General features: G+C 62.1%; 17 protein-coding genes. 8 read left to right on the forward strand and 9 right to left on the reverse strand.

Annotation, left to right across the window (positions count from 1 at the left end):
- Positions 1 to 103 precede the first annotated feature (103 nt).
- A complete protein-coding gene (hemB, locus tag ACW9JE_RS19080) occupies positions 104 to 1,078 on the forward strand; it encodes a porphobilinogen synthase (RefSeq protein ID WP_457433614.1) in 975 nt (324 codons plus the stop codon).
- Between the two features lie 174 nt (positions 1,079 to 1,252).
- Here the strand turns inward: hemB and ACW9JE_RS19085 are convergent, their stop codons facing one another.
- Positions 1,253 to 2,788, reverse strand: coding sequence for an FAD-dependent oxidoreductase (locus tag ACW9JE_RS19085; protein WP_457433615.1), 1,536 nt, complete (start codon positions 2,786 to 2,788; stop codon positions 1,253 to 1,255).
- 217 nt (positions 2,789 to 3,005) lie between these two features.
- Positions 3,006 to 5,210 (reverse strand): TonB-dependent receptor, encoded by a 2,205-nt coding sequence (locus tag ACW9JE_RS19090; protein WP_457433616.1) that lies wholly within the window; start codon positions 5,208 to 5,210, stop codon positions 3,006 to 3,008.
- A 408-nt stretch (positions 5,211 to 5,618) separates the two neighbouring features.
- Between ACW9JE_RS19090 and ACW9JE_RS19095 the strand changes: the two genes are divergently transcribed.
- Positions 5,619 to 6,710, forward strand: coding sequence for a DUF1615 domain-containing protein (locus tag ACW9JE_RS19095; protein WP_457433618.1), 1,092 nt, complete (start codon positions 5,619 to 5,621; stop codon positions 6,708 to 6,710).
- Positions 6,711 to 6,733: 23 nt separating this feature from the next.
- Here ACW9JE_RS19095 and ACW9JE_RS19100 read toward each other — a convergent pair whose 3' ends face one another.
- The 3 genes from ACW9JE_RS19100 to ACW9JE_RS19110 all read right to left on the reverse strand — a co-directional run bounded on the left by ACW9JE_RS19100 (position 6,734) and on the right by ACW9JE_RS19110 (position 8,615).
- Positions 6,734 to 7,456 (reverse strand): anti-sigma factor, encoded by a 723-nt coding sequence (locus ACW9JE_RS19100; RefSeq protein WP_457433619.1) that lies wholly within the window; start codon positions 7,454 to 7,456, stop codon positions 6,734 to 6,736.
- The gene (locus tag ACW9JE_RS19105) at positions 7,453 to 7,980 is read right to left on the reverse strand and encodes a sigma-70 family RNA polymerase sigma factor (RefSeq protein WP_457433620.1); all 528 of its coding nucleotides are present in this window, start codon (positions 7,978 to 7,980) and stop codon (positions 7,453 to 7,455) included. Before ACW9JE_RS19105 ends, ACW9JE_RS19100 begins: the two co-directional genes overlap by 4 nt.
- A 113-nt stretch (positions 7,981 to 8,093) precedes the next feature.
- On the reverse strand, positions 8,094 to 8,615 hold the full coding sequence (locus tag ACW9JE_RS19110; RefSeq protein ID WP_457433621.1) for a DUF3455 domain-containing protein: 522 nt from the start codon (positions 8,613 to 8,615) through the stop codon (positions 8,094 to 8,096).
- Positions 8,616 to 8,766: 151 nt separating this feature from the next.
- On the opposite strand from ACW9JE_RS19110, the gene ACW9JE_RS19115 reads away from it, so the two are divergent.
- Complete coding sequence (locus ACW9JE_RS19115; RefSeq protein ID WP_457433622.1) at positions 8,767 to 9,390, forward strand: glutathione S-transferase family protein; 624 nt, start codon at positions 8,767 to 8,769, stop codon at positions 9,388 to 9,390.
- A gap of 115 nt (positions 9,391 to 9,505) precedes the next feature.
- On the opposite strand, the gene ACW9JE_RS19120 is transcribed toward ACW9JE_RS19115, so the two are convergent.
- Positions 9,506 to 9,946, reverse strand: a complete 441-nt coding sequence (locus ACW9JE_RS19120) for a CBS domain-containing protein (protein ID WP_175377694.1) — start codon at positions 9,944 to 9,946, stop codon at positions 9,506 to 9,508.
- Between the two features lie 321 nt (positions 9,947 to 10,267).
- Here ACW9JE_RS19120 and ACW9JE_RS19125 point away from each other — a divergent pair, with 321 nt between their 5' ends.
- Positions 10,268 to 12,628: a DNA polymerase II gene (locus ACW9JE_RS19125; protein ID WP_457433623.1), complete on the forward strand. Its 2,361-nt coding sequence runs from the start codon at positions 10,268 to 10,270 to the stop codon at positions 12,626 to 12,628.
- On the opposite strand, the gene ACW9JE_RS19130 is transcribed toward ACW9JE_RS19125, so the two are convergent.
- Both ACW9JE_RS19130 and ACW9JE_RS19135 read right to left on the reverse strand, forming a co-directional pair.
- Positions 12,593 to 13,063 (reverse strand): DUF1810 domain-containing protein, encoded by a 471-nt coding sequence (locus ACW9JE_RS19130; RefSeq protein WP_457433624.1) that lies wholly within the window; start codon positions 13,061 to 13,063, stop codon positions 12,593 to 12,595. The genes ACW9JE_RS19125 and ACW9JE_RS19130 overlap by 36 nt on opposite strands.
- A gap of 40 nt (positions 13,064 to 13,103) precedes the next feature.
- Positions 13,104 to 13,925, reverse strand: coding sequence for an aldo/keto reductase (locus ACW9JE_RS19135; protein ID WP_457433625.1), 822 nt, complete (start codon positions 13,923 to 13,925; stop codon positions 13,104 to 13,106).
- Between the two features lie 318 nt (positions 13,926 to 14,243).
- On the opposite strand from ACW9JE_RS19135, the gene ACW9JE_RS19140 reads away from it, so the two are divergent.
- The 3 genes from ACW9JE_RS19140 (at position 14,244) to ACW9JE_RS19150 (ending at position 16,788) form a co-directional block, all read left to right on the forward strand.
- Positions 14,244 to 14,981 (forward strand): hypothetical protein, encoded by a 738-nt coding sequence (locus tag ACW9JE_RS19140; protein WP_457433626.1) that lies wholly within the window; start codon positions 14,244 to 14,246, stop codon positions 14,979 to 14,981.
- 223 nt (positions 14,982 to 15,204) lie between these two features.
- Positions 15,205 to 15,990: a sulfite exporter TauE/SafE family protein gene (locus ACW9JE_RS19145; protein ID WP_224534540.1), complete on the forward strand. Its 786-nt coding sequence runs from the start codon at positions 15,205 to 15,207 to the stop codon at positions 15,988 to 15,990.
- Positions 15,991 to 16,218: 228 nt separating this feature from the next.
- Positions 16,219 to 16,788 (forward strand): DUF4174 domain-containing protein, encoded by a 570-nt coding sequence (locus ACW9JE_RS19150; protein WP_175380048.1) that lies wholly within the window; start codon positions 16,219 to 16,221, stop codon positions 16,786 to 16,788.
- 116 nt (positions 16,789 to 16,904) lie between these two features.
- On the opposite strand, the gene ampC is transcribed toward ACW9JE_RS19150, so the two are convergent.
- Positions 16,905 to 18,059, reverse strand: coding sequence for a class C beta-lactamase (gene ampC, locus ACW9JE_RS19155; protein ID WP_457433627.1), 1,155 nt, complete (start codon positions 18,057 to 18,059; stop codon positions 16,905 to 16,907).
- 118 nt (positions 18,060 to 18,177) lie between these two features.
- Between ampC and ACW9JE_RS19160 the strand changes: the two genes are divergently transcribed.
- Positions 18,178 to 19,080, forward strand: coding sequence for a LysR family transcriptional regulator (locus ACW9JE_RS19160; RefSeq protein WP_457433628.1), 903 nt, complete (start codon positions 18,178 to 18,180; stop codon positions 19,078 to 19,080).
- Positions 19,081 to 19,097: the final 17 nt, after the last annotated feature.

A 19,097-nucleotide genomic window follows, 5' to 3' on the forward strand; every position in this document is an offset into this window, starting at 1 on the left:
AGCGCAGAGTCAGTCAATACATGTGTCGACTGGCACACCGCTTTCGCGAGCAAGCCCGCTCCCACAGGGATTTTTGTTTCTCCCCGGATTTTCAGGAATGCCCATGTCCAGCCAGTTCCCCGAAGCACGCCCACGCCGTCTGCGCCGCAATGCGAGCCTGCGCAGTCTGTTCCAGGAAACCGAGTTCACCCTGAACGATCTGGTCCTGCCGATTTTCGTCGAGGAAGAAATCGACGATTTCGTGCCGATCAAGAGCATGCCCGGGGTGATGCGCATTCCCGAGTCGAAGCTGGCCGGCGAGATCGAGCGTTATGCCAAGGCCGGGATCAAGTCGGTGATGACCTTTGGCGTGTCCCATCACCTGGACGGCAACGGCAGTGATACCTGGCGGGAAAACGGCCTGGTCTCGCGCATGTCGCGCATCGCCAAGGACGCGGTGCCGGAGATGATCGTGATGTCCGACACCTGCTTCTGCGAGTACACCGACCACGGCCATTGCGGCGTGCTGCACAACCATGAAGTGGATAACGACCAGACCCTGATCAACCTCGGCAAGCAGGCGGTGGCGGCGGCCCGTGCCGGCGCCGATGTGATCGCGCCGTCGGCGGCCATGGACGGTCAGGTCCAGGCGATTCGGCGGGCGCTGGATCAGGCCGGTTTCACCCAGACCGCGATCATGGCCTATTCGACCAAATTCGCCTCGGCGCTCTACGGCCCGTTCCGCGAAGCCGGCGGCAGCGCGCTCAAGGGCGATCGCAAGAGCTACCAGATGAACCCGATGAACCGTCGCGAAGCGCTGCGTGAATCGTTGCTGGACGAACAGGAAGGCGCCGACGCGCTGATGGTCAAGCCGGCCGGTGCTTATCTGGACATCATCCGCGACATCCGCGAAGCCTCGAACCTGCCGCTGTCGGCGTATCAGGTGAGTGGGGAGTACGCGATGATCAAATTCGCCGCCCAGGCCGGGGCCATCGATGAGGATCGCGTGGTGCGAGAGAGCCTCGGGGCGATCAAGCGGGCGGGGGCGGATCTGATCTTTACTTATTTTGCGATGGATCTGGCGCTGGCCGGGATCTGACTCAGTCAGTCAAACCGAACACAGACCTGTGGCGAGGGGGCTTGCCCCCGTTGGACTGCGCAGCAGTCCCATTTTTTGGGGCCGCTTCGCAGCCCAACGGGGCGGTGCGACGTTTCGACAAGCCCCCTCGCCACAATGTCCTCATTGTTTGTCCAATTTCTTAACTGACTGGCATCAGGGACGGCCGAAGAACGGCCGAATACCCTGCTGATTGAAATACCGCTCAATCACCTTCGGATCGGAGCTGTTGTCGGCAATCGCCACATAGGTATCCGGCCGCAGCAGGTAAAACCCGTTACGCCCCAGCCCCGCCGCCTCGAACGCCGGGCGCCAGTCGAATACGTGCAGCGGCAGATGATGCTCGTTGCACCAGGCGATCATCTCGTCGCTGGTGTCGCCGTACACATGCACCTTCCAGGTCGGACACTTCAGCGATTCGAAATTGTCGCCCTCGCCATCGTGCGCCCAGGGCAGGCGGTCGCCGCCGTGCACGTGGCCGGCAACGCCCGCACTCAAGGGCATGCCGCGGTAGTTGAGGGTGATCTGCGACACCGTGCGAAAGAGGAATTCGCGCGTGGTTTCGAACGACGCCATTTTCGGAATCAGCAACGGCGCCAAACGTGTGCGCAGCAGATCCGCCATGCGCCCTTCAGCGGTGGCGAAGGTGAAGACGCGGTCGGTGGTGGCTACCAGTTTGCGGGCGAAGGCGATGCGCTCGGTTTCGTAGCTGGCGAGCAAGGTCGGCTTGGCGCCACCGCTCAATACGGCGGCGAGTTTCCAGGCCAGGTTGATCGCATCGCCAATCCCGGTGTTCATGCCCTGGCCGCCGGCGGGGCTGTGCACATGGGCGGCGTCGCCCAACAGAAATGCGCGTCCAGTGCGAAAATGATCCGCCACCCGGTGATGCACGCGATAGGTCGAGAACCAGTTCAGTTGCTCGACCTTCACCCCCATGTTTTCAATGGCCCGGTTGCTGACATCTTCGAACTTCAGTGTTTCAGCGTGCCCTGCACGCTCGTCGCGCACGGTGCCAATCAAACGCACTCGACCCTGGCCGTCCATGGGGAATATGGCGAGGAAATCCGCTTCGTCGAGGTCCAGGTGAAGTTCGCCGTTGGCGGCAGGCCCGCTGGTGCGCACATCGGCGACGTAGAAAATCTGCTGGTAAGTGCCACCCGGGAACTCGGTGTCCAGGGTTTTGCGCACGATGGAGCGGGCGCCATCGCACCCGGCCAGATAACAGGCCTGGCAGATTTCCTGCTGACCGTCGGGCAGGAGCAGCGTCGCGGTGATGCCATCGCCGATCTCCTCGAAACCCAGAAGCTCGGTATTGCGCTCCACCGTGATGCCGAAAGTTTCCAGGCGCTCGATCAGCAGCCGTTCGTGTGCGTCCTGTGGGAATACTTGAAGGAATGCGTAGGGCGTCAGTCCCTCGCCGATGCGGGACAGCGGCATGCGCGCCACGGCCTCGCCCTTGACCCAGAAATTGGCGGCCGCCACGCGATGGCCCTGTTCGACGATGGTATCGGCAAGGTCGAGTTGGCGATACAGCTCCAGGGTCCGCGCCTGCACGGCCAGCGCCCGGGACGTGGTGCCAGGTGTCGAAGTCTTGTCGATGATCCGCACCCGAATGCCCAGCTTGCTCAGCCACAACGCCAGCACCAGCCCGGTCGGGCCGGCGCCGACGATCAACACGTCGCTACGGTGCATGAGCCTGTCCTCCATACCGTGTGCAGCAAGTATGGTCCAGACGTGCAGGCCAGCCAGGCGGGCCGCCGGACGGATCCAAATTGGCCCCGACCCCCTCACCCTGTAGGAGCGAGCATGCTCGCGATGGAGGTCAACGATAACGCTGGCGACCTGACACCCAGCGGTGACCGAGCCACCATCGCGAGCATGCTCGCTCCTACAGGAAGGGGGTTAACTGTTAAAAGTCGATCGTCCCCGACAACTTCGCCGTCCGCGGCTCGCCCTGGGTCAGGAAGCCGCCCTGGGCCGATTCCCAGTAGGCCTTGTTGGCCACGTTCTCCACCGAGAAGCGCAGGGTGACGTCTTTCTCCTGAACCTTGAAGGCGTACCGCGCGCCGGCGTCGAAGCGGTTCCAGGTTGGCAGGCTGAGGTTGTTCGCGGCATCGGCGTACTGGCCGCCGGTGCGCAACATCCGCCCGTTCAGCGCAGCACCCGGAATGCCCGGCACGTCCCAGTCGACGCTGGCGTTGAACTGGAAGGTTGGCACGCCGATGGCGTGGTTGCCGTCGTTGAGGCCGTCCTGGGTTTTCTTCAGTTCAGTGTCCATCACCGTCACGCCGCTGAGCAGGCGCAGGCCGTCGATGGGTTCGCCGAACACGTTGAGCTCGACACCCTTGTTGACCTGCTCGCCATCGTGGACGAACACCGCGGTGGTGTCGTCGATGACCTGGGTGTAGCCGTCGGCCGGTTGCTCGATGCGGTACACCCCGAGGGTCGCGCCATAGTTGCCCATGTCGACCTTGACCCCGGCCTCGATCTGTTTCGAGCGCGCCGGCGAGAACGCCTGATTGCCGTTGACCACCACCCGGGAGCCGGCGGTGGTCGGGGCGATCGGCCCTTCGGCCAGCCCTTCGATGCGGTTGGCGTAGAACGACACGTGTTCCCACGGCTTGAACACGATGCCGTAGACCGGCGTGGTGATCGACTTGTCGTAGCTGGAAGTGCGAGTACCGGAGCCGTAGGCGTAGTTCTGCACCACCAACTGCTGGCGGCGCAGGCCGACGGTGACCAGCAGACGGTCATCCATGAAGCCCAGGGTGTCGGAGAACGCGCCGCTGCGGGCGAACGTCTTGGCGGTGATGCCCGGATCGTTCAGGTCGCCGCCGGAGAAACCTGGCTGTGGCGCGGGCGTGTCGATCGGGTGGTAGATGTTGTTCGGGTTCTGGGTCAGGTCGAAGTCAAAGGCGTTGCGCTGTTGCGTCCACACACCCGCCAGACCGAAGTTCAGCTGATGGCTGACCGGGCCGGTGGCGAATTTGCCCCGCAGGCCGCCCATCGCGCTGGTGTTGTCTTCGTCGTGGGGAATGAACGAGCCGGAGGTGGTGGAGCTGCCGTCGTTGCCGACCAGCGTGGTGCCGTCGTAGCGGCCGACTTCGCGGGTGTGCTTGGCGCCACCGGCGACGTAGGCGGTCCAGTTGTCGTTGAGGTCGTACTCGGCGCGCAGCATGCCGAAGGTGTCCTCGATCTGGCTGAAACCCCATTTTTGCGCGTAGTTGGTGTCGGCCGACGGCGCATCCGGGATGTGCGTGGTGTTGCCCAGGTTTACCGAACTGCGACCGCCGTTGATGCGTTCCTTGGAGTAGATGAAGTCGCCGGAGATGCGCAGGGCATCGCCGCGGTAATCCAGGCCGATGGCGAACAGTTTGGAGCGCTGGTTTTCATCGTCGATACCGGTGTCGCCTTCGCGCTGAGACAGGTTGACCCGCGCGCCGAAGCGGTTGTCTTCGCCGAAGCGCTGGCCGATGTCGAGGTGTTCGCCGATGCGGCCTTCATCGCTGATGTCGGTGGTGAAACGGCGCAGGGGCGCGTCCGCCGCGCGCTTGGGTTGCACATTGACGCCGCCGCCGATGCCTGAGCCGCTCGGGGTCACGCCGTTGATGAAGGCGTTCGGGCCCTTGAACACTTCGACCCGCTCAAGAGCGTCGGTGGAAATGATCTGTCGCGGCAGAATGCCATACAGGCCGTTGAAGGAAATATCGTCGCCGTTGAGCGGCAGGCCGCGAATCATGAAGGCCTGGGCCTGGTTGGAAAAGCCGGAAGCCTGTCGTACCGAGGAATCATTGAGCAGCACATCGCCGACGTTTTCGGCCTGCTGATCGCGAATCAGTTCTTCGGTATAGGACGTCACGCTGAACGGCACGTCCATGATGTCCTGGTTGCCCAGAATCCCCAATTGCCCGCCGCGCGCGACCTGGCCGCCGGGATACACCGGCGGCAGATCCGGTGGGACCGGTGCTTCGGCGTTGACGTTGACGTCGCCGAGCATCAACGGTTTTCCGTCGGCAGGCGCGGGATCGGCGGCGTGGGCGCTGACAGACAAGGAGCAGAAGAGGGCGAGCAGGGTGGGCTGGAAGGAAAAGCTAGGGCGGGCTGGAGCAGTCATGGTCCGTTCCTGGGGCGGCGTGCCGTCGAGAATGAGTGGTGGCGGCGCTACGTCTCCTTGCGCAAATCAGAATCCAGACACAAATAGTAGTATTTCTCAAATGCAATGCAAGCAATTTGTCATGACGCCGATAGTGCTCGTCTGTAACGGGGTGGACTTGCCCACGTCGAGGCATCTGTGCGCCGCGGTGCCTTCTGCTCTGTGTAGGAGCGAGCATGCTCGCGATGGACGTCAATGATGACGCGGGCTTCCTGATTTCCCGCGGTGTTCTTGCGTGCATCGCGAGCGTGCTCGCTCCTACAGGGTGTGGTGTTGGCCGGAGGAACAGCTGATCCGCGCCATGGTCATAGCCAGTGTCATGCCATCAGCCTCAGGCTTGATCCGGCGAATCGAACGACAAGGAGCCCCATGCAAGCCCATCGATTGACCTTGAGCATCGCCGCGATGCTGGTGCTGGCCGGTTGCGGCAGTCAGCGCACCCAGGAACCTGTGGCGCGCAGCCCCGCCCAGATCAAGGCGGACATCCTGCGCCTGCTGCCGGCCAAGGCCACGGATCGCCAGGGCTGGGCCACGGACATCCAGGTCGCCTTCACGGCGCAGAACATCGCGCCGACCACCCAGAACATCTGTGCGGTGCTGGCCGTGACCGAGCAGGAGTCGACCTTTCAGGCCGATCCGACCGTGCCGGGCCTGGGCAAGATCGCTCGCGACGAGATCGACCGCCGGGCCGCCAAGGCGCACATTCCGGGCCTGCTGGTCAGCGGTGCGCTGCAGGTGCGTTCGCCCAACGGCAAAAGCTACAGCGACCGGCTCAATGCGGCGCGTAGCGAAAAGGAGCTGAGCGGGATTTTCGATGACTTCATCGGCATGGTGCCGATGGGCCAGACCCTGTTCGGCGGCTTCAACCCGGTGCATACCGGCGGGCCGATGCAAGTCAGCATCGATTTTGCCGAGAAGCAGGCCAAGGATTATCCCTACCCGGTGGACGGCTCGATTCGCCGCGAAGTCTTCACCCGCCGGGGCGGCATGTATTTCGGCATCGCCCATTTGCTCGGCTATCCGGTGAGCTACCCGCAACCGCTGTATCGCTTCGCCGATTTCAACGCCGGCTGGTACGCCAGCCGCAACGCCGCGTTCCAGAACGCCGTGAGCCGGGCTTCAGGAATACCGCTGGCGCTGGACGGCGACCTGGTGAATTACGGCTCGATCATGCCCGGCGCCACGGAAAAGGCCGTGCGCGCCCTCGGCAGGCAACTGGACATGCGCAACACGACCATCAGGGCTGAACTGGAGGAGGGCAACAGCCTGGCGTTCGAGGACAGCGATCTCTACCAGCGGGTCTTCGCCCTGGCCGACAAGGCCGAAGGCCGCACATTACCCCGCGCGGTGCTGCCTGGCATCGTCCTGCAAAGCCCGAAAATCACCCGCAAACTCACCACGGCGTGGTTTGCCAAGCGTGTTGATGAGCGGTATCAGCGGTGCATGGCGCGGGCAAAATGAAAATGTGGAGTAGATGAAGACGCTCAAAGGACTTTCACCGCGCGGCCGATGAACTGGATAGGGCCGGTCGGCTTGCCGATTGGCGAGCCGGCAGGGTCTTCCAGAGTCAGTTCGAACAACTGGTTCGGTTGCATCGGGGGCAGCTTGTCCAGCATGACCGACAGCGTCTGGCCCGGCTTTACCAATCCGAGCGAGACAGGCCCCTGCCAGCCGTCAGCCTTGGTCCAGAACTCCAGTGCCTTGTCTGCCGGCACCTCGACCACGCCCAGCGGAATCAGCTGGATTTCACGCGGGTTGCTGGCCTGGATCACCCAGCCCGGCGCCTTGTCCTGCGGAGCGACCAGCACCACCAGGTAAGTCGGTTTCACCGTGGTTTGCGTCAGCAGCATTGCACCCAGCAGCAAACTTGCAGCCAGGCCAACCCCCGTCAGCCCGCGCCACAAGGACAGCCGGTTCCACCAGGGGCTCGACTGCTCAACAGCCTTCGTTGATCGCCGCCGGCTCCAACCGTCCACACTGCGCTCGATACGGTGCCACAGTTGCGGTGACGGTGTTTGAGGCTCGACCAATTCAGTCAGGCCCAGCAAACGGCGCTCCCAGGCATCTACTGCGGTGCGCAGTTCGGGATCGGTGCGCAGGCGTTGCCGAACGCTGTCGCGCTGCTCGGCCGACAGCGTGCCCAGCACATATTCACTGGCCAATTCATCGAGTGTCTCGGGGGTTTCGTCGGTGGGTCTGGTGGTCATCCCATGCACTCCCGCAATGCCGTCAGGCTTCGCTTGATCCAGGCTTTGACGGTGCCCAGCGGGGTGCCGAGTCTGTGTGAAATCTGTGCGTGTGAATAACCGTCGACATAGGCGTGAACGATGCAACTGCGCCGTGCCGGTTCCAGTTGTTCCAGGCATCGATGGATACGCGCCGAGTGTTGCAGGCCATCGACAGCGTCAAAGGTATCCGGCACCTCGACGTCGCCTTGAATCTCGCGGCTGTGATCGCGCAGGTGGTTTAGAGCCAGATGCCGGGTCACGCTGAACATCCAGCCCCGCGCCGAACCCCGCGCCGGGTCGAAATGCACGGCGCCGGCCCAGATTTTCAGGAAGGCGTCGTGGACGATGTCCTCCGCCAATGCTGCGTCGCCCACAAGGCGCTTGGCCACGCCCAGCAGCCGTGGGCTTTCCTGCATATACAAATCGCGCAGGGCCTGACGCTCGCCACGCGCGCAGGCGGCCAGATGGTGTTCATAATCGAAAGGCGTTTCGGGCAAGGACACTGATCTCGGCCGGCAATGGAGTGACACGTGGAATGCAATCTAGCAAACAAATCGCATTCCTGTAGGAGCGAACGGAGCGACGCTGCTACAGGGATGCGCTACCGGATTGCGCTTCAGCTGGCCGACCAGAAAATATAGTCCGCCTGGTACTTCACGATTTCCTGCTGGCCCTTGTTGGCGGTCGTGCAGGCGGTGCCGGGCGCGACGCCACCCTTGAGACCGGTGCGCTGGATGTAACTCACGCCACTCATGACGCCTTTGCCTTCGGCGGGATTGGCCTTGACCAGTTGATAGGGCAGGTTGCCTGCACTGGAAGGTGCCACGGCCAATTGAGTACCGGTGACTTTCGACCCGTCCTTGGCCTGCCACGTTGCCGGCGGTCCGAAATAGGTGCCGACCTGCTTGCCACTGCGATCATTGAGCACGGCTTTCGGTCCGACGAAAACCCATTCGGTCTGGCCGGCCGCGTTGGCTTTATCCCGACATTCGTAGGTGATTTCTCCAACCCCGGTGGTCTCCATGGCGACCTTGTGCCCGTCCGGTACCTTGATGCTGTCGGGCAAGTCGCTCTGAGCGTAAGCCACAGGCAGGGCGGTGAATAAACCCAACAGGCAAACCAGTTGTCTTGTGTTCATGAGGTGCTCTCCAAAAGTGTGTGAACCGCTCGACAGCAACAGAGGCTGTTACAGGTACTACCCTTGGCTAAGCGATTTGGATGCAGTGGGCCGAAATTTTTTTTCAACGGTGTCAGGGGCGATTGCTGGAGAGCAGCCCAGGGAGGTGTTCATGTATCAACTCTACGGTTATCCAAACTCCGGCGCGGCGGCGATCGAGGCGGCGCTGGTGCTGTGCAAGGTTGCCTTTCGCTTCATTGATGTCGAGTCGTCCACCGAAGCCGCCCAGGAGCTGAGCCAGCTCAATCCGCTCAAGCAGATCCCGACACTGCGCCTGCCCGACGGCAGCATCCTCACCGAAAGCGCGGCGATCCTGATTCACCTGGGGCTGACGTTTCCTGCATCGCGGCTGCTGCCGGACAACCCGGTGGACCGCGACCAGGCTATACGCGGGATGGTCTACATCGTCAGCAATTGCTATGCGGCCATCGGTGTCATCGACTACCCGGAGCGCTGGCTGGCGAACGCGGACGAAGCCTCGCGGCAAAACCTGATCGTCGGCAGTCGCGCGCGTTTGCACCGGACCTGGGAGGTGTTTGCCGACGAGTTTTCCGCGGAGTTGTATCTGGATGACGACACACCGGGCGGGCTGGACCTGTTGGCAGCGGTGGTGTCGCGGTGGTCGGGGAGTCGGGAGCATCTGCGCCGCACGCGGCCCGGGTTTTTCGCCTGGCTGGAGCGCATCGACCGGCATCCGAAGCTGGCACCGGTCTTTGATCGGCATTGGCCCTCTTGAACACCACATCCCCCAATGTGGGAGCGGGCTTGCTCGCGAATACGGTGGGTCGGTTAACATGTGCATGTCTGATACACCGCTTTCGCGAGCAAGCCCGCTCCCACAGGGGGGCGATTTATTCTCCGCGAATATACTGCTCCAACTGCTGAATCAGCGCAGCCTGCTCGGCCAGGGCTTCCTTGACCAGGTCGCCGATGGACAGCAGACCGATCAATTTGCCGTTTTCCACCACCGGCAGGTGCCGCAGGCGCCTTTCAGACATGATGCTCAGGCAAGTATCGACGGTCTGGTGGGTGTCCACGGTGATCACATCGGCGACCATGATGTCCCGCACTGGCGTGCCCACCGATGAGCGCCCATGCAGCACCAGTTTGCGCGCGTAGTCCCGCTCACTGATGATGCCCATCACCTTGTCATCTTTCACAACCAGCAAGGCGCCGACGTTCTTCTCGGCCATCTTCATCAGCGCTTCGAGCACCATATGATCGGGATCGATCTGGTGCACTGTCTGGTTTTTCTGATCTTTCAACTTCAGCAGCTGCGCGACGGTTTTCATGGCGGTTTCCCGGGAGGGTTGTCGTTGTCCTTGAAGAATCGTAGACGCAGGCGCCTAGGGCAAGAGCGAAAGCGGCAGATAACGCACAAAAAACGTCATTGGGCGGGATTTTTTTGGTCTGCATCATCTCAGGTACACCACCAAACCCTGTGGGAGCGGGCTTGCCCGCGATTGCGGTGTATCAGATACAGAAATGTCAGCTGACCCACAGCTATCGCGGGCAAGCCCGCTCCCACAGGATTCACAGTGCTTCCTGGATGCCGTGCATCCTGAATGACGCGTAGAATCACCCCCCCTGAATAAACACCGAGGTTTGCAGCAGTGGATTTACCCCAGGGCTTTGTCCTGACCCGGCATTGGCGCGATACCCCGGCGGGGACGGAGGTCGAGTTCTGGCTGGCGACCGACAGCGGTCCCCGGCGCCTGCGCCTGCCTCACCAGCCATCGGTGGCGTTCATTCCGGCCAGCCAGCGCGAGCAGGCCGAGGCTTTGCTGCAGGACGAAAAGCACGTCGAGCTCAAACCCCTGGCCCTGCAGGACTTCGAACACCGCCCGGTGCTCGGCCTCTATTGCCGCCAGCACGGCCAGTTGATGCGCCTGGAAACCACCCTGCGCCGCGCTGGGGTCGAGGTGTACGAAGCCGACGTGCGGCCGCCGGAACGCTATCTGATGGAGCGCTTCATCACCGCGCCGGTCCGGTTCAGCGGCACCCCAGGCGCTGACGACCTGCTACTCGACGCCCAGCTCAAACCCGACCCGCATTACCGCCCCGACTTGAATCTGGTGTCCCTGGACATCGAGACCACGGCCCAGGGCGATCTGTATTGCATCGGTCTGGAAGGCTGCGGCCAGCGTCAGGTGTACATGCTCGGCCCGGCCAATGGCGACGACAGCGAGGTGGATTTTCAGCTCGAGTACTGCGAGTCCCGCACCGTGCTGCTCAAAAAGCTCAACGACTGGTTCGCCCGCTTCGACCCCGACGCGATCATCGGCTGGAACGTCGTGCAGTTCGATCTGCGGGTCTTGCACGAGCATGCCCGGCGCTTGGGCGTACCCCTGAAACTGGGGCGCGGCGGCGAGGAAATGCAGTGGCGCGAGCACGGCAACGGCAACCATTACTTCGCCTCCGCCGCCGGCCGGCTGATCATCGACGGCATCGAGGCCCTGCGCTCGGCGACCTGGAGTTTCCCGTCCTTCAGCCTGGAAAACGTCGCGCAGACCCTGCTGGGGGAGGGCAAGTCCATCGACAACCCCTACCAGCGCATGGACGAAATCAACCGCATGTTTGCCGAGGACAAACCGTCGCTGGCCAAGTACAACCTCAAGGACTGCGAGCTGGTCACGCGGATCTTCGCCAAAACTGAACTGCTCAAGTTCCTGCTGGAACGGGCCAGCGTCACAGGTTTGCCGGTGGATCGCATGGGCGGCTCGGTGGCGGCCTTCACCCATCTGTACATGCCGCTGATGCACCGCCAGGGCTTCGTCGCCCCTAACCTTGGCAACAAACCACCGCAGGCCAGCCCCGGCGGTTTTGTCATGGACTCGCAACCGGGGCTCTACGAATCGGTGCTGGTGTTCGACTACAAGAGCCTCTATCCGTCGATCATCCGCACCTTTCTCATCGACCCGGTGGGGCTGATCGAAGGGCTCCAGCATCCCGATGACACCGATTCAGTGCCGGGCTTTCGCGGCGCGCGGTTCTCCCGCACCCGGCATTGCCTGCCCTCCATCGTCGCTCGGGTCGCCGAGGGCCGGGAAGTCGCCAAGCGCGAGCACAACGCGCCGCTGTCCCAGGCCTTGAAGATCATCATGAACGCCTTCTACGGCGTGCTCGGTTCCAGCGGCTGCCGCTTCTTCGACACGCGCCTGGCCTCGTCCATCACCCTGCGCGGTCACGAAATCATGCTGCGCACCCGCCAGCTGATCGAGGACCAGGGGCACACGGTGATCTACGGCGACACCGACTCGACCTTCGTCTGGCTGCGCCGTGCCCACGGTCAGCAGGAGGCCGCACAGATCGGCCGTGCACTGGTGGACCACGTCAACCAGTGGTGGCGCGAGCATGTACGCCAGGAGTACGGCCTGGAAAGCGCGTTGGAGTTGCAGTACGAGACCCACTACAAGCGCTTTCTGATGCCGACCATTCGCGGCGCGGAAGAGGGCAGCAAGAAGCGTTACGCGGGGCTGGTCACCCGTGCCGATGGCAGTGAGGAAATGGTCTACAAGGGCCTGGAAACGGTGCGCACCGACTGGTCGCTGCTGGCCCGGCAGTTCCAGCAGGAGCTTTACTCGCTGATCTTTCATCGCAAGCCCTATCAGGACTATGTGCGCGAATACGTGCGCAAGACTCTGGCCGGCGAGTTCGACGAACGCCTGATCTACCGCAAGCGCCTGCGCCGCACCCTTGACGATTACCAGCGCAACGTTCCGCCCCACGTGCGCGCGGCGCGCATAGCCGACGAGTACAACGACCGCCAGGGCCGTCCGCGGCAGTACCAGAACGGTGGCTGGATCAGCTACGTGATCAGCGTCGCCGGCCCCGAACCGCTGGAGATCCGCAGCGCGCTCATCGACTATGACCACTACATCACCCGGCAGCTGCAACCGGTGGCGGATGCGATTCTGCCGTTCGTCGACGATGACTTCTCAACCCTGATTGGGGGGCAGTTGGGCCTGTTTTGAGTCCAGCAGCGACAGGGTCCAGTCGTCCGGGATGCCATGGAAGTACTGGTTCAGGGCCTGATGGAACGGACTGTCTTCAGGGGCGACCTGGGAGAACAGGGTCATCGAGGAATGGAATTTCAGGTCGTCCGGGTGGCCGAATATCTCCGCCACCGAACGCTGCTGGACGTTCAGCACTTCCTGGGTGCAGATGCGCAACCGGGGGCCCAGCAATGGGTGGTCGAGGTAGGCCTGGGCTTCTTCCAGGGAACGGATCGCATAGCGGCGGGACATGTCGCTGCCGCCGAGACCCGCGAATTGCGGAAAGACGAACCACATCCAGTGACTGCGCTTGTGGCCGGCGTCCAGTTCGGCCAGGACCCGGTCGAACACCGGGTCCTGGGCCATGACAAAGCGTTGCAGATTGAAAGCGTCCGGATGATCGGTGCTTCTCATGGCGAAGCCCTCTGACACTCAGGGTGTAGGGGCGATTGGTTCAGACCATGGCCAACCGCTGCTTGCGTTTGGGCGCGTGAAACGCTTGGTCAAGCGCCTCCAGATCCCCGGCTTCAAGTTGCAGTGAAACTGCCTGGGCGTTGAGTCGCACATGCTCGGGACGGGTCGCCTTGGGGATGGCGATCACGCCTTTTTGCCGCAGCAGCCAGGCCAGCGCGATCTGCGCAGGGGTCGCGCCATGCCGGTCGGCCACCTGTTTAAGTGTAGCGTTGCCCAACATCTGTCCGCCCTGACCGATCGGGCAGTAGGCCATGACGGGCATGTTGCGCTGCTGGCACCAGGGCAGCAGATCAAATTCTATCCCTCGTGACTCCAGGTTGTAGAGCACCTGATTGGTGGCGCAGGCCGGATTGTCCAGTTCCAGCAGGTCATCGACATCGAAATTGGACACGCCCCAGCGGCTGATCTTGCCGTCCTGGCGCAGGCGCTCGAACGCTTCGACGGTTTCCTCCAGCGGGTACTGGCCGCGCCAGTGCAGCAGGTAGAGATCGATGTGATCGGTCTTGAGCCTTTGCAGGCTGCGTTCGCAGGCCTGGGGAATGCCCTTGCGGCTGGCGTTGTGCGGGTAGACCTTGCTGACCAGGAACACCTTGTCGCGCTGCCCGCCGATGGCATCGGCCACCACCTGCTCGGCCCCGCCTTCGGCGTACATCTCGGCGGTGTCGATCAGGGTCATGCCCAGGTCGATGCCCAGCCGCAGGGCGGCGACTTCCTCCTTGTGACGGGAACGGTCCTCGCCCATCTGCCAGGTGCCCTGGCCGATGACAGAGACCTGAGTGCCGGCCAGTTGTTCGGTGCGCATGGTTCACTCCTTTTGATCGATATGCGGTGGGCAACAGGATAGCCGCTCTGGTTCCAACACCACCAAACCGTAGGAGCGAGGCTTGCCCGCGAAGGCGGAGTGTCAGGTGACATCGATGCTGGATGTGCCGGCCTCTTCGCGAGCAAGCTTCGCTCCTACAGGGTTTTGTGTCGGGTCAAAAAACATGTTCGTGATGACGATCTGTCAGCCGATGATCGATTGATCCCCGCCAACACTGCACTTTTTCCAATTGACCGGCTCTATCCATTGCCGCTGCGACGAATCCCGTCGCACAGGAATCTGTCTGTCCTATCGCTTATGGTTCGAGTGTTGCCCCGTGTTTTTACCCCAGTTCGCCTGTTGGCCGGGCTGTTGCTGCTGTGCATGAGCGGTTGCAGCCACCAGCCCGGAAACGACCTGTTCAGCCAGATACGCGACGGAAAACCCCAGGAATTTCTGCAAACCAGCGTCGATCGCATGGCGACCCTGGCCATGCGCGACAATCTCGACAGCTTGTACCTGTTGATGGGCAAGCTCTACCTGCGCAATCCCGACGAGCTGAAAAAGTCCGGCTTCCTCGACGCCCGCACCGCCAGCAAACAAGTACGCATGGCGATCGAACAGCAGCAGCCGCTACCGACCCTGGGCGGCAAAAAGGACCTGGCGGCGCTGCGTTTCGCCATGAGTCCGGAGTTCCTCGGCGACCGGGTCGGGGCATTCATCTATGCCATCGGCAGCATGCTGGTCACCGCCCACGGCAATCGCCTTGAGTTCTACATGACGGACGCGATCAACCCGACCTTCGTCAGCAACGCCGCGCGCAACATCGAAATCGCCACCTGGATCTTGAGCCAGCGGCAGAACAAGGATGGCCAGCCGATGCTGTTTTCCAACGAAATCTCGGAGGAGGGCAGCAACCTGAGCTTCGCCGTGGAGTTCGGCAAGATCGTCGCCCGGCTCGACCTGCTGACCCAGATGCTCGACGAACGCTACCGGCGGATCGGCCTCAATTACGCGCAGAGCCTGCTGTTCCTGAATTTCCTGCCTGTCCAATAACCCCGCCCCCCACCACTGTAGGAGCCGAGCTTGCTCGCGATGGTCGTCAACGATAACGCTGGCTGTCTGGATGCCAGCGGTGACTGGGCCTCCATCGCGAGCAAGCTCGCTCCTACAGGGGGAGGAATATGGCATAAAGATAGATCGCAACGATCTAACTGGTTATAAGAAAAATCGCTATGCTGCCCGCCAGATTTCCCCTGCGATCTTTGTGGACGTATCAATGGATTTACTGAACATCGGGTTGGTCGTGGCCGGACTGGTTGTCGGCTTCATCGTCGGCATGACCGGCGTGGGTGGCGGGTCGTTGATGACCCCGATCCTGCTGGCATTCGGCATCAACCCGGCAACGGCGGTCGGCACCGATCTGCTGTACGCGGCCATCACCAAGTCCAGTGGCGTACTCGTCCACAGAAAGAACAACAACATCGACTGGAAAATCACCGGCTGGCTGACCGCCGGCAGTGTCCCGGCGGTGCTGCTGACCCTGTGGTTCCTGAGCACCCTGCACTCGGCGCCGGATGCGATGAACGCCATCATCAAACAGGCTCTGGGTGTCGTGCTGTTTGCCACCGCCCTGGCGATCCTGTTCAAGAAGCGTCTTCTCGACTTCGCCCACAAACGCGCCGGCGGCAACTACAACCCCAGCGGCACCCGCCTGAACATCCTCACCGTCATCACCGGTCTGGTGCTCGGCACCATGGTCGCCCTGACCTCCATCGGCGCCGGCGCCCTGGGCACCGTGGCCCTGTTCATCCTCTACCCGCTGCTGGCGACCCGTCGCCTGGTCGGCACCGAAATCGCCCACGCCGTCCCCCTGACCCTGGTCGCGGGACTGGGACACGCGAGCATGGGCAATATGGACTGGCAGGTGCTGGGTTATCTGTTGGTGGGTTCGTTGCCGGGGATTTACCTGGGCAGTCACCTGACGGGGCGTATCTCCGATGAGGTGCTGCGTCCTTGCCTGGCGACCATGCTGGTGTTGATCGGGTACAAGTTGGTGTTCTGATTTCAGCGCTAAACCCTGCTTTATTTGCGGGTGAAGATTTCCAGGCGAAATTCACCCGCTGCCTCTCGTATACCCCTCGAAGAAAAATCCTGCGATAAACGGTTGGCGAATTGCGCAACCTCCGCCCTGACCTAAGCTTTTAACAACGCGAAACACATTCGCGAGCGTCACCGGAACGAACGCCGAGATGCGCAATCATTAGAGCGTGGATATCAAAAGGAGATGCGCATGCTCATCAGGTCACTGACCCTGGCTACCTTGCTGGCTTTCGCCGGCCCCCTGTTCGCCAACGATGGCGATTCACCACTGGACATCAACAAAGGCCTGTACCGCCCCCTGGTTGTCATTGCCTCGAGTACTGTGGATCCGGTCTGGGTGGGCCTGAAGAAGTCGCTGGAAGATCCGGCCAACAAACAGGGAGTCGTTGATCGCAACATCAAGGTCTACAGCGTGCTGAACATGTCGGGGCAACTCGACGGCAAGGATCTCGGTCAACAGGACACCATGGCCTTGATCCGCTCGCTGAAGATGGGAGCCGGGGCGTTACCGAAAGTGATTCTGCTGGGCAAGGACGGCGAGAAGAAACTTGAAACTTCGGGGGAAGATTCGAAGACGGTGGACCTGAAGAAAATCTTCGCCACCATCGATGCACTGCCGGCCGAAGAGAAGGAAATGGCCGCGCCGACTCCGCCTCCCGTGGCGGCCGAGCCAGCGGCGCCTGCGGCCAAGGGTGCCAAGAACGCCAAGCCTGCCAAACCGGCGAAACCGACCAAGCCGCCAGAGCAGCCGGATGATTGAGGCCGTTTTCCAACTGTAGGAGCGAGCTTGCTCGCGATGGCCGCAAGAACGGCGCTGGGTATCAGGTTCCCCGCGTAATCGTTGACGTCCATCGCGAGCGTGCTCGCTCCTACAGGTTATTTGTCCAGCGCATTCAAAATCCGGTAAGCCACCTTGATCCGCTCCGCATTCGGATAATTCCTGTTGGCCAGAATCACGATGCCGATCTGCTTCTCGTGTACGTACGCAACGTACGCGCCGAAGCCGCTGGTGGAGCCGGTCTTGTTGAGCAGGGCGTTCTGCTGCGGCGCTTGCGGTGGGGTGATCCATTGGGTTGGCTGGGGTTCGAAGGCCATTTGCGTGGAGTTGCCGTCCAGCAATTGCTCGAGCTTGACCGGGTAGGGGTAGAGTTCCCAGCCCAGGCCCTGGGTCATGCTGCCGGCCTTGTAGTAACCGGTGTGGGTGGTGGTCATGGCCTGTTGGAGAGGTTTTTCCAGTTGGGCCGGTTGCAGGTTCGCCTGGACGTAGCGGATCAGGTCCGACGCGCTGGTTTTCACCCCGTAGGCTTCCGAATCCAATGCCCCCGGGCCGACTCGCACCGGTTTGTCGTCCTTGTTGTAGCCCTGTGCGTAAAGGCTCATCTGCTCCTGCGGCACCTTGAGGAAGGTGTGCTTGAGGCCGAGCTTGGGCAGCAGGGTCTTTTCCATGGCCTCGTCGAACGGGGCGCCCAGGCTTTGTGCGGCCAGGTAGCCGAAGAGCCCGATACTCGGGTTGGAGTACTGGCGATGGGTGCCGGGGGCGAAGGTCGGTTTCCAGTGCTGGAAGTAGGCGAGCATGGTGTCCGGCGTGTCGGCTTCGTCCGGGAATTGCAGGGGCAATCCGCCGGCGGAGTAAGTGCCCAGTTGCAGCACGCTGATGTTGTCGAACGCACTGCCGCGCAACGCCGGTAGGACCTGGCTGGCCTTGGCTGACAGGTCCAGTTTGCCGCTGGCCTGGGCGTAGGCGCTGAGAGTGGCTGTGAAGGTTTTGCTCACCGAGCCGATCTCGAACAGGGTGTTTTCGCTGACGGCGCTACCGGTTTCTTTCGAGGCGACACCGTAGTTAAAGTAATGCGGTTGGCCCTTCACGGTGATGGCAATCGCCACGCCGGGGATCTTCTGTTCCTGCATCACGGGTTTCATGGCCGCATCGACGATGCCTTGCAGGCGATCGTCGGCCATGCAATGGCTGGCGCCGAGCAGGAGTAGGAAAGTACTGTAGGACGCGAACTTGTTCAGGTTGAAATGAGGCATGACGGAATCACTTCCATGAGTTGTCTGGGAGCCGGGAGCAGGCAAATCTATGCAGTCTTTCGATGCGGGACAACCGATGATATTTTGCGCGAGCCATTAGAAAAATTAGGGGGTGGTCATGATCCGGCCGCAATTACCGCTCAATGCGCTGCGTGCTTTCGAAGCGTCGGCACGGCACTTGAGTTTCACCCGGGCAGCGGTGGAATTATGCGTCACCCAGGCGGCGGTGAGTCATCAGGTCAAGGGGCTTGAATCGCAGCTGGGAGTGACCCTGTTCAAGCGTCTGCCCCGCGGCTTGATGCTGACCCGTGAAGGGGAAACCCTGCTGCCGGTGCTGTGCGAGTGTTTCGACCGCATTGCCGAAACCCTGGCGTGTTTTCAGGGCGGGCATTTGCGTGAAGTGCTGACGGTCGGCGCGGTGGGGACCTTTGCCGTGGGTTGGCTGTTGCCGCGACTGGCGGACTTCCAGGCGAAACATCCGTTCATAGATTTGCGACTGTCGACCAATAACAATCGGGTGGACGTCGCCGCCGAGGGCCTGGATTACGCCATTCGGTTCGGCGCCGGGGCCTGGCACGGGATTGAAGCGGTGCGCCTGATCGAGGCGCCGCTGTCGGTGCTGTGCATCCCGGACATCGCTCGGCAATTGCGCGAACCGGCGGATCTGCTGCAGCAGACGCTGTTGCGTTCCTATCGCGCGGATGAATGGCCGGAGTGGTTCCAGGCGGCGGGGTTGTCGAATCTGGCGGTATCGCCGAGGAGCATTGTTTTCGATTCGTCGCTGGCGATGATGGAGGCGGCGCAGCAGGGCGTGGGGGTGGCGTTGGCGCCGCCGTTGATGTTCGCGCGGCAACTGGCGGCGGATGCGATTTGTCAGCCGTTTCCGATTCATATCACCACGGGCAGCTACTGGCTGACGCGGTTGCAGTCGCGACCGGAAACCCCGGCGATGGCTGCGTTCAAAAGTTGGCTATTGACGCAGCGTCCCCTAATGAAATGGCTACCCCCGCACCCCCTGTAATCGCTCGCTAAGCTTTC

Source organism: Pseudomonas sp. SDO55104_S430 (genome assembly GCF_054070595.1).

What these genes read in the sequence shown, in the direction of transcription:
- hemB (WP_457433614.1), top strand. Translation starts at nt 104, where the DNA reads ATGTCCAGCCAGTTCCCCGAAGCACGCCCACGCCGTCTGCGCCGCAAT.
- ACW9JE_RS19085 (WP_457433615.1), bottom strand. Translation starts at nt 2,788, where the DNA reads ATGCACCGTAGCGACGTGTTGATCGTCGGCGCCGGCCCGACCGGGCTG.
- ACW9JE_RS19090 (WP_457433616.1), bottom strand. Translation starts at nt 5,210, where the DNA reads ATGACTGCTCCAGCCCGCCCTAGCTTTTCCTTCCAGCCCACCCTGCTC.
- ACW9JE_RS19095 (WP_457433618.1), top strand. Translation starts at nt 5,619, where the DNA reads ATGCAAGCCCATCGATTGACCTTGAGCATCGCCGCGATGCTGGTGCTG.
- ACW9JE_RS19100 (WP_457433619.1), bottom strand. Translation starts at nt 7,456, where the DNA reads ATGACCACCAGACCCACCGACGAAACCCCCGAGACACTCGATGAATTG.
- ACW9JE_RS19110 (WP_457433621.1), bottom strand. Translation starts at nt 8,615, where the DNA reads ATGAACACAAGACAACTGGTTTGCCTGTTGGGTTTATTCACCGCCCTG.
- ACW9JE_RS19115 (WP_457433622.1), top strand. Translation starts at nt 8,767, where the DNA reads ATGTATCAACTCTACGGTTATCCAAACTCCGGCGCGGCGGCGATCGAG.
- ACW9JE_RS19120 (WP_175377694.1), bottom strand. Translation starts at nt 9,946, where the DNA reads ATGAAAACCGTCGCGCAGCTGCTGAAGTTGAAAGATCAGAAAAACCAG.
- ACW9JE_RS19130 (WP_457433624.1), bottom strand. Translation starts at nt 13,063, where the DNA reads ATGAGAAGCACCGATCATCCGGACGCTTTCAATCTGCAACGCTTTGTC.
- ACW9JE_RS19135 (WP_457433625.1), bottom strand. Translation starts at nt 13,925, where the DNA reads ATGCGCACCGAACAACTGGCCGGCACTCAGGTCTCTGTCATCGGCCAG.
- ACW9JE_RS19140 (WP_457433626.1), top strand. Translation starts at nt 14,244, where the DNA reads ATGGTTCGAGTGTTGCCCCGTGTTTTTACCCCAGTTCGCCTGTTGGCC.
- ACW9JE_RS19145 (WP_224534540.1), top strand. Translation starts at nt 15,205, where the DNA reads ATGGATTTACTGAACATCGGGTTGGTCGTGGCCGGACTGGTTGTCGGC.
- ACW9JE_RS19150 (WP_175380048.1), top strand. Translation starts at nt 16,219, where the DNA reads ATGCTCATCAGGTCACTGACCCTGGCTACCTTGCTGGCTTTCGCCGGC.
- ampC (WP_457433627.1), bottom strand. Translation starts at nt 18,059, where the DNA reads ATGCCTCATTTCAACCTGAACAAGTTCGCGTCCTACAGTACTTTCCTA.
- ACW9JE_RS19160 (WP_457433628.1), top strand. Translation starts at nt 18,178, where the DNA reads ATGATCCGGCCGCAATTACCGCTCAATGCGCTGCGTGCTTTCGAAGCG.